Consider the following 14271-nt stretch of genomic DNA (forward strand, 5'->3'; position numbering starts at 1 on the left):
CGTCATGGAAATCAAGAGAATTTATAACAATAATGTTGTGGTGGCAGTGAACGGGGCCGACGGGCCTGAGATGATTGCCATAGGAAAAGGGCTGGCCTTTCAGAAGAAGCCGGGGGATTCCATTGAACAGGAAAAGGTGGAGAAGATCTTTACCCTGGAGGACTCCGGAGTGATGACAAGGCTGGAAAAGCTGGTCAAGGATATCCCTTCCGTCTATTTATCCATATCGGAGGAAGTGGTCGAGATGATCCGCCGTGACTCCGATTTGAAAATCAGCGAGGATCTGTATATCACACTGACCGATCATATCAGTATGTCCCTGGAACGGGAAAAGAATCACGTAATATGCGAAAATCCGCTGCTTCTGGAGATACGGCAGTTCTACAAAGAGGAGTTTATGCTGGCCAGGAAGGCCGGAGAGATTATCTGGAAGAAGATGGGAATCCGGATCTCGGAGGAAGAGATGGGCTTTATTGCCCTTCACATCGTCAATGCCTCCATGGATCAGAGGGCCAGCTGCACGATTCAGAGTATCCAAATGGTGCGCGATATCCTTCAAATCGTATCGGAATATTTCGATGTGAATCTGGACGAAACCTCCATTCCGTACGATCGGTTTGTCCGCCATCTGCAGTTTTTCGCCAGGCGGGTGCTGGGAGAAGGCAGTGCCCAGTCTGCGAATGAATTTCTCTTCACACTCGGCAGAAGCCAGTATCCGGTAGTATATGGATGTGCGGAGAAAATCGGTGACTACGTGCAAAAGACATACCATAAGGATATGACAAATGCGGAAAAGGGATTCCTCGTTTATCACATGATCAACACACTATCAGTCCATTAGAAAGGGGTTGCGCGCTCTGCGCGCAGAAAATGAATATGAAAGAAAAAATGAAAAGTGCGCTGGAACGGTTTTCCAAGGCCATTGTCCAGCCGCTCATGTATTTATCGGTTGCCGGTACGGTGCTGATTCTCGGAATTCTCCTGACAAACGGTTCGATCACAGCGAAGATTCCATTTTTACAGGCAGCGCCGTTTCAGCTGGTGGGAAAGCTGATTTATAATTGTCTGATGTTTTTAATCAACAATTTGAGCGTAATATTCTGTGTCGGTATCGCGGGAGCGCTGGCGAAAAAGAACAAAGGCCACGCGTCGCTGATCGCCCTGATGTCCTATTTTTTATTCCTAAATGCCAATAACATCACGCTGTCTTTTATCGGCAGGCTGGCAGAGATGGGGCCGCTGGGATTATACGGTACGGGGCAGTCTACCGTTCTGGGCATCCAGGTGCTGGATATGGGCGTGTTCAGCGGCATCACATTGGGCTGCCTGACAGGATATGTATTTAATAAGTACGGAGAGAAACAGTTTAAGGGGTATTTCTCCATGTTCTCCGGGGTAAGATTTCCATTTTTCCTTCTGATCCTTCTTTCCCTGTTTCTGGGCTTCGGAGCGTCCTACGTATGGCCGGTGGTTCAGCGGGGGATCTCGGCTCTGACCGATTTAATTAAGAGCAGCGGCAATGTGGGACTTTACATATACGGCCTGCTTAACAAGCTTCTGGTTCCCACAGGGCTTCACCATCTTGTGTACGCACCGTTCCAGTTTACCGATGTGGGCGGAACCCTGGTGCTTGGAGATCAGATCATCTCCGGCGCTTATCCGATCCGGGTGGCGGAGATGAACATGCCGGGAGTACCATTTTCACCATCCACCTATTATAACAGCTACACATTCAATAATTTATTCCCGTATATCGGAATCGGCCTGGCCTTTATCACGACCGCGAGAAAGGAAAACCGGGAGAATACAAAAGCAGTCATGTTCCCGCTTATGCTGGCGGCCATCTTATCGGCAATTACAGAACCGATGGATTTCCTGTTCGTCTTTGCAGCCCCCCTGCTTTTTGTTGTTCACTCCCTGATCAGCGGCGGCTTGCTGGTACTGTTAAAGGTCCTCAGCATTCCGGCTTCCACCAGCGGCGGCATCGTCAACATTATGATCTCCAATCTGGCCCTGGGTGTGGAGAAGACCAACTGGCCGCTGCTGCTGCTTCTGGGAGCGGTGACCGCAGTCGGATACTATTTCCTTTTCGTTTTTCTGATTAAGAAACTAAACCTTAAGACGCCGGGAAGAGAGCTTATAGCAGAGGACGCGGGAAGCGGCGAGACGGCGGCCAGCCAGTCAAAGGATGAACCCATTCGGAAGTTAATAGAGGGACTTGGCGGCAAGGCGAATATCGAGTCGCTGGACAATTGTTTTACACGTCTGCGGGTGGTGGTAAAGGATGGCAGCTTAATCAGGGATGACTTGATCAATACCATGAAAAACAGCGGAATTAAGAAAAACGGCACTGATATACAAATCGTATTCGGTATGCAGGTACCGGCTGTAAAGAGCCAGGTAGAGGATATGCTGGAGCGCATGTAGGATACAGAACATTTATGGAGCGGCATGGCCGCAGAAAGAGAGGAAATAATATGATAATCACAATTGTAGGCGGAGGCAGCACCTTTACACCGGGAATCGTAAAATCCATTGCTTTAAGACAGAAGGAACTGGAGGTAGAGGAAGTACGGCTGTTTGATATTGATGAAGAGCGCCAGTATAAGGTGAGTCTTGTGGTAGACTGGATCTTAAAGGATATGAAGTCTCCGATTCGCCTGACGGTAACGACGGACAAAAAGACGGCGTACGAGAATTCCAGCTTTATCTTTGCCCAGATGCGCGTAGGGAAATACGCCATGAGAGAAAAGGATGAGAAGATTCCGCTGCGCCACGGCTGTGTGGGACAGGAGACCTGTGGCTGCGGCGGGCTGGCCTACGGCCTGCGCACGCTGTTTCCCATGATTCAGGTGATTGATGACGTGGAGAAGTATGCGGCCCCTGACCATTGGATCTTAAACTACTCCAATCCGGCGGCTGTGGTATCGGAAGCGTGCCGGGCGCTGCGCCCCCATGCCCGGATTATCAACATCTGTGATATGCCTATTGCAATCCTGGAGATGGTGGGCAGATGTTTAGATATTCCGAATTTTACAGACTTTGATGTCAATTATTTCGGGCTGAATCATTTCGGCTGGTTTACGGATATCACGTATCAGGGCAGAGATTTAAAGGCGGAAATTACAGAATACGTTATGAAGAACAAGACACTTCTGCCGCCGGATGTGCTGGAGAAGCTTAAGGAACACGACCGCGTGGGAGAACGCCATTTAAACGCCTCCTGGATCCATACCTGGAATAATGTGTATAAGGTCCTGCAGTCGAATCCGGAGTATCTGCCCAATACGTATCTGCAGTACTATCTGCTGTCCAAGGATGTGGTGGAAGAATCCAATCCGGAGTATACGAGAGCCAATGAGGTAATGGACTCCAGAGAAAAGGAGCTGTTTGAGGGAATTGACCATTATATCAAGACCGGAGAGGTGACTGCAAAGGCATTCTACCACGGCGCCCACGGCAACTACATCGCGGATCTCGCCATGGCTCTTAAAAATGACACGAAGAAGAAATTCATCGTGATTGTACAGAATAACGGGGCCATCGAGAATATCGCACCGGATGCCATGGTCGAGGTTCCTGCCTATATCGGCAAAAATGGTCCGGAGGTAATCTGTCAGGGCCCCATCGGCGACTACTATAAGGGACTGATGGAGCAGCAGCTGGCATCGGAGAAGCTTCTGGTCGCCGGAGGCATCGAGGGCTCCTATGAAAAGGTATGGAAAGCCTTTTCCATGAATAAAACGGTGCCGTCGGCTACGGTGGCAAAGGCCATTCTGGATGAGATGATTGAGGCTAATAAGGAATTCTGGCCGGAGCTTCGGTAAGCTTTGATGTTTTGCACTTGACATACCCAGTAAAATCCATTAGAATAAACGGAAGATGAGGGAGTAGTCAGCACGTCCCCCACGGGTCAGGGATGCGGCGTGCAGCAGGGTCAACATACTGATAGCGTCTGTCTATCTGGTCCTGCTTAACTTGCTTTTATGCAAAAAGATGAGACTTGTCTGCGGGTTTTTCGCTGCCTGCAGATAAGTCTTTTTTTGTTCTCCGCATCATATACTTATTAAGCTTATACGCAGGAGGAATATCACATGTCATTAATTGAGCTGTTCATTATCGCGGTGGGCCTTTCTATGGACGCCTTCGCCGTTTCCATCTGTAAGGGACTCTCCATGCAGAGGATGAGCTGGAAAAACGCAGTCATCGTCGGACTCTATTTCGGTGGTTTCCAGGCGGGCATGCCGCTTTTCGGTTACATATTGGGATCTCAGTTTAAAGAGGCCATCACTTCCATCGACCACTGGATCGCCTTTATCCTTCTGGGCATCATCGGATTCAACATGATCCGGGAGTCCCTGAATAAGGAGGAGGAATGTGTGGACTGCTCCGTGGCGCCGGGCAATATGATTCTGCTTGCCATCGCCACCAGCATCGATGCACTGGCCGTCGGCGTCACCTTCGCCTTCCTGCAGGTACGCATCGTTCCGGCCGTTTCCTTCATCGGCTCCACCACCTTTGTCCTCTCCATCATCGGTGTCAAGGTCGGCAATGTCTTCGGCACCAGGTATAAGTCCAAAGCCGAGTTTGCAGGCGGGCTGATCCTGGTGATTATGGGTGTAAAAATACTGCTCGATCATACATTGGGTATCTAGAGCGTATCATAAGTCCTTGTGGATAGTGAGTGTTCTATGCACAAGGACCTACAATACGTTATACCAGGCAAAATAAAAAACAGCGTGAACATACGGAAGAAACTGATAAACCCGGTTTGTAAAAAGGGATTATCAGTTTTTTCCGTATTGCCCTGCTGTTTTTTTATATGGTCCATTTGCTTTCCTAAAAAGCGTTCCGTATCACTCTCTGATCAGCATAATGGCTCCATATGGAGAAAGCCGGATCTTCTTACTCTCCCTCTCTGCCCCATCGTTGGCAATCAGCGTTCTGTATTTCGTCAGTTCCTCATCCGGAAGCTTTAAATCTGCCGCCGCTATGGACTGGCTTCTGTCGGTAAAATTAGTCAGGACCAGCAACGTATCACCGCCGTACGTCCTTTTGTAGGCAAATACTGCCTCATGATCCTCCAGTACCGGTTCGTACCCGCCTTCGCTGATAACGTCGTACTCTTTCCTCAAGCCGACCAGCTTCTGATAGTAGTAAAAAATAGAATCGCTGTCTTCCAGGCATTCTTCCGCATTGATTTCTTTATAGTTCCGGTTGACTTCGATCCAGGGCACGCCGTTTGTAAAGCCGGCATACTCCTGATCGCTCCACTGCATGGGAGTCCGGCTGTTGTCGCGGGACCGCTGGCGCAGGACCTCGTAAATACGGGCTTCCTCCATTCCGCTTTCCTTCAGAATATCGAAATAATGCAGACTTTCCACATCACGGTACTGATCGGCGGAAGTAAAACCGGCGTTGGTCATGCCCAGCTCCTCTCCCTGATAAATATAGGGCGTTCCTCTCATGCCGTGGATGGCCGTCGCCAGCATCTTGGCCGACTGCTTCCGGTATCTCGCTTCGTCCCCAAACCGCGATACCGCCCTCGGCTGGTCATGGTTGCACCAGAACACGGCGTTCCATCCGCTGCCCTCGGCCATACCGGTCTGCCAGGTGTGAAAAATCTTTTTCAGGCCCATGAAATCATAGGGCATCAGAGACCATTTGTCCCCATTTTTATAGTCTACCTTCAGATGGTGGAAATTAAAGCACATCTTCAGCTGCTGTTCCTGCGGGTTGGTATACTGGATACAGTGATGGATTGTGGTGGAGGACATCTCCCCCACAGTGATGATATCGTCCTCATACAGGCCGGTCTCTTTCACCATCTCTTTTAAATACTCATGCACCCGGGGGCCGTCAGTATAGAATCTGCGGCCGTCTCCCTCGTCGTCATCCTCAAAGTACGCGGGCTTGGAGATCAGATTGATGACATCGAAACGAAAACCACGGATTCCCTTCTTCTTCCAGAAGAGAAGAACCCTGCGGATCTCTTCCCGCACCTTCGGATTCTCCCAGTTTAAGTCCGCCTGCGTCCGGTCAAACAGATGAAGATAATACTGCCCCAGCTCCTCCACGTACTCCCAGGCACTGCCGCCGAACTTGGACTGCCAGTTGGTGGGGGGAACCCCCTTTTTTCCTTTCCGAAAAATATAGTAGTCCTGGTACTCCTTCTCTCCCTTAAGCGCCCGGGCAAACCACTCGTGCTGGGTCGAGGTATGGTTGAACACCATGTCAAACATCAGTCCCATGCCCCGGTCAGCCGCCTCTTTAATGAGGCGGTCTAAGTCTTCCATGGTGCCGAACAGCGGATCAATGTGGTAATAGTCCGCAATATCGTATCCATTGTCATTCTGCGGCGAGACGAAGAAGGGCGTAAGCCACAGATAATCGACTCCCAGTTTCTTTAAGTAGTCCAGCTTCTCCGTGACTCCGTTTAAGTCACCGACGCCATTACCAGTCGTGTCCCGGAAGGACTTTGGATATATCTGATATACACACGATTTCCTGAAGTCTTTCATATTCTCCTCCACTTATTTACCGAACGTCTTTTTTCTTACCGACTACTACCGTCAGCACAAAAGGAACCACCATGGTAATCAGCATACAGACAGCAAATCTTCCCATACACTGCGGCTGAATGGACAGGATTCCGGGAATTCCGCCTACGCCGATGGAATTCGCCATAACGTTGCTTCCCACGGATACGGTGGCCGCAATCGCGGAACCGATCATGGCGGAGATAAATGGAAATCCCCTCTTTAAGTTAACACCGAAGATCGCCGGCTCCGTGACACCCAGATAACAGGAAATACATGCCGGAATGGATATCTGCTTCGCCTCTTCGTTATGCTTCTGTAAATAGATCATGCCAAGTACTGCGGATCCCTGTGCAATGTTGGATAAAGCAATCATCGGCCACAGCATGGTGCCTCCAAACTCCGCCATCAGCTGCAAATCGATGGCATTGGTCATATGGTGAAGACCGGTTATTACGAGCGGTGCGTAGATAAAACCGAATACGGTGGCGAATAACCAGCGGAAACTTGAGGTAAGCCCTGCGTAAACCACCTTTGAGACCCAGGAACCCACGGCCCAGCCCACAGGACCCAGAACCGCGTGTGCAGCGATCACAGCCAGCACCAGTGATAAGAACGGCACCACGATCATGGAAATCGCCTGAGGCGTAATCTTCTTAAAGAACTTCTCTAAATAAACCAGCACGAATCCGGCCAGAATCGCCGGAATTACCTGCGCCTGATAGCCGACCATCTGCATGGTGAAAAATCCAAAATTCCATACCGGAACTTCCACGCCGGGAGCCATGGCATAGGCGTTTAACAGCTGCGGAGACACCAGTGTCAGACCGAGTACGATACCCAGAATCTGGGTCGTGCCCATCTTCTTCGTCACCGACCACGTGATGCCTACCGGCAGGAAATGGAATATCGCCTCACCGATCAGCCACAGGAAGCTGTGTACTCCCGCCCAGAACTGGGACACCTCGATCAGCGTCTCTGTCCCGCCGTTCATAAACCGAATCTCACCGATGATGTTCCGGAATCCCAGAATCAGACCGCCGACGATGATGGCCGGAATCAGAGGTGCGAATATCTCCGCGATATTGGCTACCGCCTTCTGAACCGGATTCATGTTCCCTTTCGCTTCCTGCTTCACTTCCTCCTTGGAAACTCCTTCAATCCCGGATACGGAGGTAAACTCATTATAAAACGCAGAAACATCATTTCCAATAATCACCTGGAACTGTCCCGCCTGTGTAAACGTCCCCTTTACACTCTTCAGCGCTTCGATCTTCGCCACATCGGCCTTCTCAGGATCGGCCAGAACAAAACGCATCCTGGTCATACAGTGTGTGACTGCTGAGATATTCTGTTTTCCGCCGACATATTCCAGAAGCTTCTTTGCGTCATCCGAATACTTCCCCATAACCATTCTCCTTTTCATACACGTTTTTTATTTTTTTCTTCTTGTATGTTTATTTTGTGAATCCAATATAACATATACGTATATGTTTGTCAACATATTTGGAAAAATAAATAAAAAAATCCACCGGCAGATAGTGGTTTGGCGAATGCTGCGCCAAAGAATTTGAGGAGAGCAGGAAGGGGACGGAGGCTGACGAACAAACGGTTTCTTGTTTCCTCAGTGGCAGGAAGTAAAGCGGGAAGGCAGGGAGGGAAAGGTGAATGGTGCAGAGGTCGGTGGGACTTAGGGCGAACAGCCGTCGGAGCAGGGGCAAAATCGCGTTTTCAGGACGCGATTTTGCGGGCACTGAGAGCGAACGCATCAGGCGTTCGGTCGAATTGACCGGAACCCCTGCGGAGGGGGCTGTTCGCCCTTAGTCCCACCCCCTCGGAATCCCTGAACCTTTCCCTTCCTGCCGCCCGCTCTCCCTTTTCCTCGATCCCCTATGCAGAAGTCCGCGTATCTTCCACCACATAACATTGTTTACAGCTTTCGCCTCGCAAAGTCCACAAACTTAAACTTATCCGGGCGGTGGCGGGACTCCGTAAACTGGAACAGCGTGGAATCTTCCAGATACGTATAGCTCTTCACCACAACGATCATATCGTAGTTCTTCATATCCAGAAGGCGGCGGTCTTCATCTCCCGCCATCTGTACCGTAATCTCCTTCATGGCGAAACCGATCTTTAAGCCCACCTCCTGCTCCAGATACTCATAGACGGAATCCTGGGCCGCCCGAAGCGGAAGATTATCCACCACCTTTCTGGAGAAATAATCCTTATCGATAATGATCTTTTCCCCCTCTATCTCCCTGACCCGCTCCAGAACAAACGCCTCGTCCTCGGGGCCGATCTGCAGGGCCTCCATCAGCTTCGGGTCATTCTTGACGATCTCTAAATTTTCCACGTACGTTTTTGGCTTCGAATCGGAGAAACGGTATATCTCCTTAAAGCTGGCGATCTCCGACACTGGGAAGTTAAATTTATTCTTGTCCAGAACGACCGCAGGCTTTCCCTTCGCCTTTCTGATAAATCCGTCCTGTACCAGCAGATCCAGCGCCTTCCTGACCGTATCGCGGGACGCGCCGTACAATTCCATCAAATCGCCTTCAGAAGGAAGCTTGTCCCCTGCCTTGTATTCCCGCTTTTCAATCTGAGCCTGCAGCTGGTTGTAAAGATGTTTGTATTTACTCTCCATAATTGACCTCACTTTATTCGAATCAAGAATCCACAGCGAACCAAAACCATATAACTCCTGTATGTATTTTAACATATACGTACAGCTTAGTCAACGCAAAATAAAGATACAAAACACTACTCTCCCGCGTGATGATAGAAAAAAGGTTCGTCGCTAAAACGAACCTCCATCCGAAATGACCACGTCAGAAGCGTCGATGGCTCCCTCTCCGCCTCCGTCACCACCCATGGAACCCATACCGGCTCCGATCCCACCGGCTCCCGGAATCTCCTGCGCCGCCCGCTCCTCTTCCCAGCTCCGGTGCTTTCCCGTCCCCAGAATATAGCAGGTGTCTGCAAGGCCTTCACGTACAAGACTGTAATCGGCCCCATACCGGGCGACCCTTCTCTTCTTCATCTCCAGCCTGATCTGCAGAACCTTCTTCTCCTTTCGTGCCTTCTCCGCATGCTTCTTTTGAAGCTTCAGGCTGCTTTCCCGGTCCAGCCGCCGGATCTTTCTGCTTCCTCTTGCCAGAAGCTTCTGGAGAGAGCGGATCGCCCGGTCAGCCTTCGTCCTCTCCTCCTCGTCTCCGAAGCAAGCCGCCAGCCTTAAATTTCCGATGCTTCGGTGAACGTCTCCCAGCACCTTCTGCACCTGGCCCTTTGTCCCCGCTCTGGCAAGGCTCCCATAATGACCGCTGGTCGCATAGGAACTTACTGAGGCCTTTTTTACATTTATTTCTGATTCCAACTTCTGCTTTTCCTGACTGCCCGGAAAGCCGGTAAGGCCTGATGTGCCATCTTTCTGACCGGACTTCTGCTTTCCTGCTGCCGGCGCCGCCCACGTCTTTTTACCGGCTGCGTCTAAACACGCGCCCTCGCTCGTGTTGGCACTTCCGCCCATCGCCAGTCCGCGCATCGTCTCCTTAAGAACAGTCTTACACCGTTCATATTCTCCGGCCTCCCGTCCCATCCGCTTCAGAAAATCCGTGGTGACAACCAGAAAACGCCCTTTTCCCAGCGAAGCCGCCAACTGTTTTAAATCCCGGACCTCCTCCCGGTCCCGGATCAGAATCGTCACACCCGGGTAATCTTTTTCCAGAACACGCAGATAATCAAGCACCGCTTCTTCCGAAACCGGCCCTCTGACCTCGGCCCCAAACGCCACCGTGTCAGAGGTTCCTGCCCCCACTGCCTCTTTCGCCGTGTTTCCGCCGTATGTGAGGCTCTTACCGCCTCTTACCTCCGCCGCGCCCTGACTTCCCATAGGATACGGCAGTCCATTTTTCGTTTCAGGAATTCCCGTTTTACCGGTTCCCGGCCGCCAGGTGATCCGGCTGGCCGCCCCCATTTTCACACCCTCCACCTTCAGCTCCCTTCCGGCGGCTGAAACCGCCCAAATACCGTGTCTGTCTGAGAAAATAGTATCACACCGGGGTGGTAAAATCAATGTTGATATTTCTGCATCATTTATAGAGCAGAGAGTCCGACAAGCCCGACTCGCATGCCCGAATGCGGTCGCTTCAGCAGCCATATTTCCTTAGCATGCAGTACGCAGGCCCCGGAGAAACAAAGACTGCCTGCCCCGGTATTTCACCGATGGCAGGCAGTCTTCTGTATGTTGTTTCTCACATCATCATCTACACTCTGACCTTAATCACAATCTTCTTCACATAGCATGCCTCTTTTGCCTGGCATCTCGGCTTATGTGCGTCCTCCGGAGCCACAACGATGCAGTCTCCTGCCTTTAACAGGACCGTGCCCGCTTCCTCGGGTTCGCAGAAAAACACGATGTCATTCGTCTCATCATAAGGAGCCTCTTCCGTCAGATCCGCGCGTTTCGCATAGCCGAACTGTTCCTCGCCTTCCACCACATACTGGATATCGAAATATCGGTTGTGCGCTTCGAACTTGCACGTATCCGCCTTCAGAGAAGTGTATTCCTGAACGCTGGCGTAAATGTCATCGCCGTCAATATCCACTCTTCCAACGGCCAGCGCCTTCAGATCCGTAGTCCGTAAAAATTCATAGCCCCTGCGGAATTTCTCAGCCAGATAGTCGTATTTCTCCACTACATTCAAATTACTTGTCAGCATGTCTCTTCCTCAACTTTCCCGCCGTTCTCTCCGGCGATTTCCATGATTTCCTCAAAAAGAGCCGTAGCCGCCGCCCCATGATATCCATACATCAGAAGAACATCGAGCACGTAGGGAGAAAACGGAAGCTTAAGCAGTTCCTCTGCAAACGCCATACCGGCCATCTCGCCGAGGCAGACGAGACGGGACTTATTGGAAAATGGTTTCCGCCACAGCTCCACTCTCTCCGTCTTCGTATAGATGGTATTCTCCTTCTTGAACTCCACCGCATGGAATATCTCATGGGCCAGAAGTATATCGAAAATCTTCACATTTCCCAGGATATCCGCGAGGCCTTCCGAGGCCGCCAACGCTTCCGCCTTTTCGACCGCGTCCATAAATATGGTCACCTCGTCCGGTTCCACATACTGTGCAAAGGTAACCTGGCCGCCGCCCACAGGTGTATCGGGAGTCGTCACATGCAGCTTCATGGAGGCCGCTGCGGATTTTGCCAGACTGTCCGGCACTTCCAATACGGCTTCTGCCGCTGCCAGCACCGCCTCTTCTCTCCCGCAGGCTTCCGCCTTTCTCTGATACTGAAGCTTCTGCTCCCGGTCAAATTTGCCCTCCAGCGGCTCTCTCGACCAGGCGTAAAGCCCCCAGGCTTCCCGGTCCAGTGAGAGAAGGCGTTCCATCATCGGACGAAGCGGAAGCACCTTCCCCGTATCTTCCAGACCCAGATCAGGCATTTCAGCCTTTCCGAACAGACTGCCCGCCAAACGTTTTGCACCATTTAAAGCCACAGCGTACTCCCCTTTCTTCTATAATAAATAATATCACAGACTGGCTCACCGGACTCTGTACCGGAAAACAGCTCTTTCTCTTCTATTCTACAACTGATTCTTCGCGCCGACAATAATAATATCATCGGAAGAGTCGATCATCTGCATTTCCACATCCATCAACATCAGAATCTGTTCCAGTTCTCCGGATCCGTTAAAGTCCATGACCCGCGCGCCGACACAGATATAATAGTCCGGCCGCAGAATGGCGTCCGCCTTAAATATGGCCAGCTCTTCCCACATCTTCGATACAATGCTCCGATATGAGGACGCCTTTGTCAGAACGACTTCCCCGTCTGTTCTCTGGACCTTGATAAATCCTTTCTTATCCAGAATGCGGAGCGGATTTCTGCCCTTCCCTTCCATATTATAAACGTAGAAGCTGGCCGTCTGCCCGACGAGCTGGACATCGGCGGGATTTGCCCGTAAGTCTTCCGCCGCCAGAGTCCGCGCCTCTTCCTCCGTGCACTCTTTTAATAAGTCGGTAGTCTTCACTTCCGTGGAGCCCAGCGCAATGGCGGTAAGCTTGGAAGTTTGAGGGTCGATTTCGATGTGAACCTCCACGGAATCCGGCGCCGCGCCACTCTCCACCGCCTTGTCAACAGCTTCACGCTTGATGCTTCTTAAGTCCTCCGGTGTCGGACTGGGAACCACACGTTCTACCACATCCCGAACCATGGCCAGCGCCACGCCGATCGAAGAAATGACTTCCGCATTTTCCGGAACGCTGTACTTAATATTCATTTTATCCGCACAGAATCCGATCAGTGACGTCGCGCCGCCGCCTACGCCTACCAGGGAAATCTGGTCGTGCTCCAAATGGTATTTCGCCGCCAGATCCAGGATGATCGGTTCAATCTTCTCGTACGCCCTGGTAAGAATCTGTCTCGCCACATCTTCCACCGTAACACCTAAGTAATCCGCAATGGGCTGCATCGCCTTTCTGGCTGCGTTTACATTTCCATGGGAGAAATCCTTCTCCGTTACCAGCCCCAGTACGTTAGCCGCGCAGCTGTTGGTGATCGTCACCCGTTTGCCGCTCTTTAAGCGGATTGCCACATAGTCATCCGGATCCCCCTCCTTGGGAGAGAAAAATTCCAGCTTCGGCTCCACGATCTCATCCTCGTCGGTAAATACCGCGTAATCCAGCCCCGCAATATGAGCGGAACGCGGTCCCACATCGTGAACCCCGGTCTTATTCACACGGATCATGCTGCCCCCGGCCACACCGAGCACGCGCACATCCAGAGAACTGATATAGGTTCTGTGGCCGCCGACGATGGAGTAATCAATGGCAGGTCGCCCGTTTTTAATGACACCGATATTGGTCGTCGTACCACCCACTTCAAAGTACACCCCGTTGGAGGCGCGCAGGTACATAAGCGATCCCATGACGCTGGCGGCAGGTCCCGACAGCATGGTAAGAACCGGGCGCTTCTTCATCTCATTGATTTCCATAACGCCGCCGTCTCCGCGCATGATCATCAGCGGAACCTCCACGCCGGCCTCACGGACACTGCTCTCGGTGCTGTTGGCAGTGTTCAGCATTTTCGGCAGAATACTGGCGTTGATTGCAGCCGTTCTCGTTCTCCTCGTCAGTCCGTAAAGCTTCGTAATGTCGGAGGCCAGTGTCGTCTCAAATCCCATCTCGTCATGGGCAATCTCATAGACGAACTGTTCTCCAGCGATGTCATCCACGCCGTAGGCATCCGACGCAACCATAACCTGGGCGCCTTCCGCTTTTAATTCCTCCACTGCCTTTCTCACGGTATTCTCATCCACTTCGTCGTCCTTTAAATACCGGTTTTTGATAACAATCTTTCTGCCGGATCCTAAATCGATGTCCTTCAGCTTCGTCTGAGCACGGGAGAGAACGCCCTCCATGCCCTTCGGCCCCATGCCGACCACTCCGACAGTCGCCACATCGCCCTCAATCAGAGCGTTGGTAGCCTGGGTGGTGCTGTGCGCCACGAAAATCACGTCCTCCGGAGCGATATCATTTTCCCTTAAGCAGTTCTGAAACGCGGCTACAACACCGGCCGCCACACCACTCACATCGTCATGTGTCGTCTTAACGGAAGATTTTCCGATAATCTCATGTGTCGCATTGTCAATGGCTACCGCCTTCGTATGGGTCCCGCCTACGTCAATACCCATTCTCACTAATCTTTTTCCCATGATAGTTTACTCCTT

Annotated in this window: 11 protein-coding genes; 4 read left to right on the forward strand and 7 right to left on the reverse strand. The window is 51.4% G+C overall.

Going from position 1 to position 14271, the window contains the following annotated elements:
- Positions 1 to 4 precede the first annotated feature (4 nt).
- From licT to M1L66_RS27150, 4 genes are all read left to right on the forward strand, one after another.
- Positions 5 to 841: a BglG family transcription antiterminator LicT gene (gene licT / locus M1L66_RS27135; RefSeq protein WP_434688898.1), complete on the forward strand. Its 837-nt coding sequence runs from the start codon at positions 5 to 7 to the stop codon at positions 839 to 841.
- A gap of 35 nt (positions 842 to 876) precedes the next feature.
- Positions 877 to 2427, forward strand: a complete 1551-nt coding sequence (locus tag M1L66_RS27140) for a PTS transporter subunit EIIC (protein WP_434688899.1) — start codon at positions 877 to 879, stop codon at positions 2425 to 2427.
- 50 nt (positions 2428 to 2477) lie between these two features.
- Entirely contained in the window at positions 2478 to 3827 is a 1350-nt protein-coding gene (locus tag M1L66_RS27145) for a 6-phospho-alpha-glucosidase (RefSeq protein ID WP_434688900.1), read from the forward strand.
- A gap of 267 nt (positions 3828 to 4094) precedes the next feature.
- Positions 4095 to 4655 carry a manganese efflux pump MntP gene (locus tag M1L66_RS27150; protein ID WP_002604492.1) on the forward strand — a complete coding sequence of 187 codons (561 nt, stop codon included), beginning with the start codon at positions 4095 to 4097 and terminating at the stop codon, positions 4653 to 4655.
- Between the two features lie 201 nt (positions 4656 to 4856).
- Here the strand turns inward: M1L66_RS27150 and treC are convergent, their stop codons facing one another.
- The 7 genes from treC to M1L66_RS27185 all read right to left on the reverse strand — a co-directional run bounded on the left by treC (position 4857) and on the right by M1L66_RS27185 (position 14256).
- Positions 4857 to 6521, reverse strand: a complete 1665-nt coding sequence (gene treC / locus M1L66_RS27155; RefSeq protein WP_434688901.1) for an alpha,alpha-phosphotrehalase — start codon at positions 6519 to 6521, stop codon at positions 4857 to 4859.
- Between the two features lie 16 nt (positions 6522 to 6537).
- A complete protein-coding gene (treP, locus tag M1L66_RS27160; RefSeq protein ID WP_434688902.1) occupies positions 6538 to 7947 on the reverse strand; it encodes a PTS system trehalose-specific EIIBC component in 1410 nt (469 codons plus the stop codon).
- A 522-nt stretch (positions 7948 to 8469) separates the two neighbouring features.
- The gene (treR, locus tag M1L66_RS27165) at positions 8470 to 9183 is read right to left on the reverse strand and encodes a trehalose operon repressor (RefSeq protein ID WP_002604495.1); all 714 of its coding nucleotides are present in this window, start codon (positions 9181 to 9183) and stop codon (positions 8470 to 8472) included.
- A gap of 153 nt (positions 9184 to 9336) precedes the next feature.
- A complete protein-coding gene (locus M1L66_RS27170) occupies positions 9337 to 10527 on the reverse strand; it encodes a hypothetical protein (protein WP_434688903.1) in 1191 nt (396 codons plus the stop codon).
- Positions 10528 to 10801: 274 nt separating this feature from the next.
- Positions 10802 to 11257: a YhcH/YjgK/YiaL family protein gene (locus M1L66_RS27175; RefSeq protein WP_187019848.1), complete on the reverse strand. Its 456-nt coding sequence runs from the start codon at positions 11255 to 11257 to the stop codon at positions 10802 to 10804.
- Positions 11251 to 12039: a hypothetical protein gene (locus M1L66_RS27180; protein ID WP_434688904.1), complete on the reverse strand. Its 789-nt coding sequence runs from the start codon at positions 12037 to 12039 to the stop codon at positions 11251 to 11253. The genes M1L66_RS27175 and M1L66_RS27180 overlap by 7 nt, the downstream gene beginning before the upstream one ends.
- Before the next feature lie 87 nt (positions 12040 to 12126).
- Positions 12127 to 14256, reverse strand: coding sequence for a hydantoinase/oxoprolinase family protein (locus tag M1L66_RS27185; RefSeq protein WP_187019852.1), 2130 nt, complete (start codon positions 14254 to 14256; stop codon positions 12127 to 12129).
- Between the last annotated feature and the right edge of the window lie 15 nt (positions 14257 to 14271).

The sequence above is a fragment of the Hungatella sp. SB206 genome (assembly GCF_051132295.1).
Classification (GTDB): Bacteria; Bacillota; Clostridia; order Lachnospirales; family Lachnospiraceae; genus Hungatella; species Hungatella effluvii.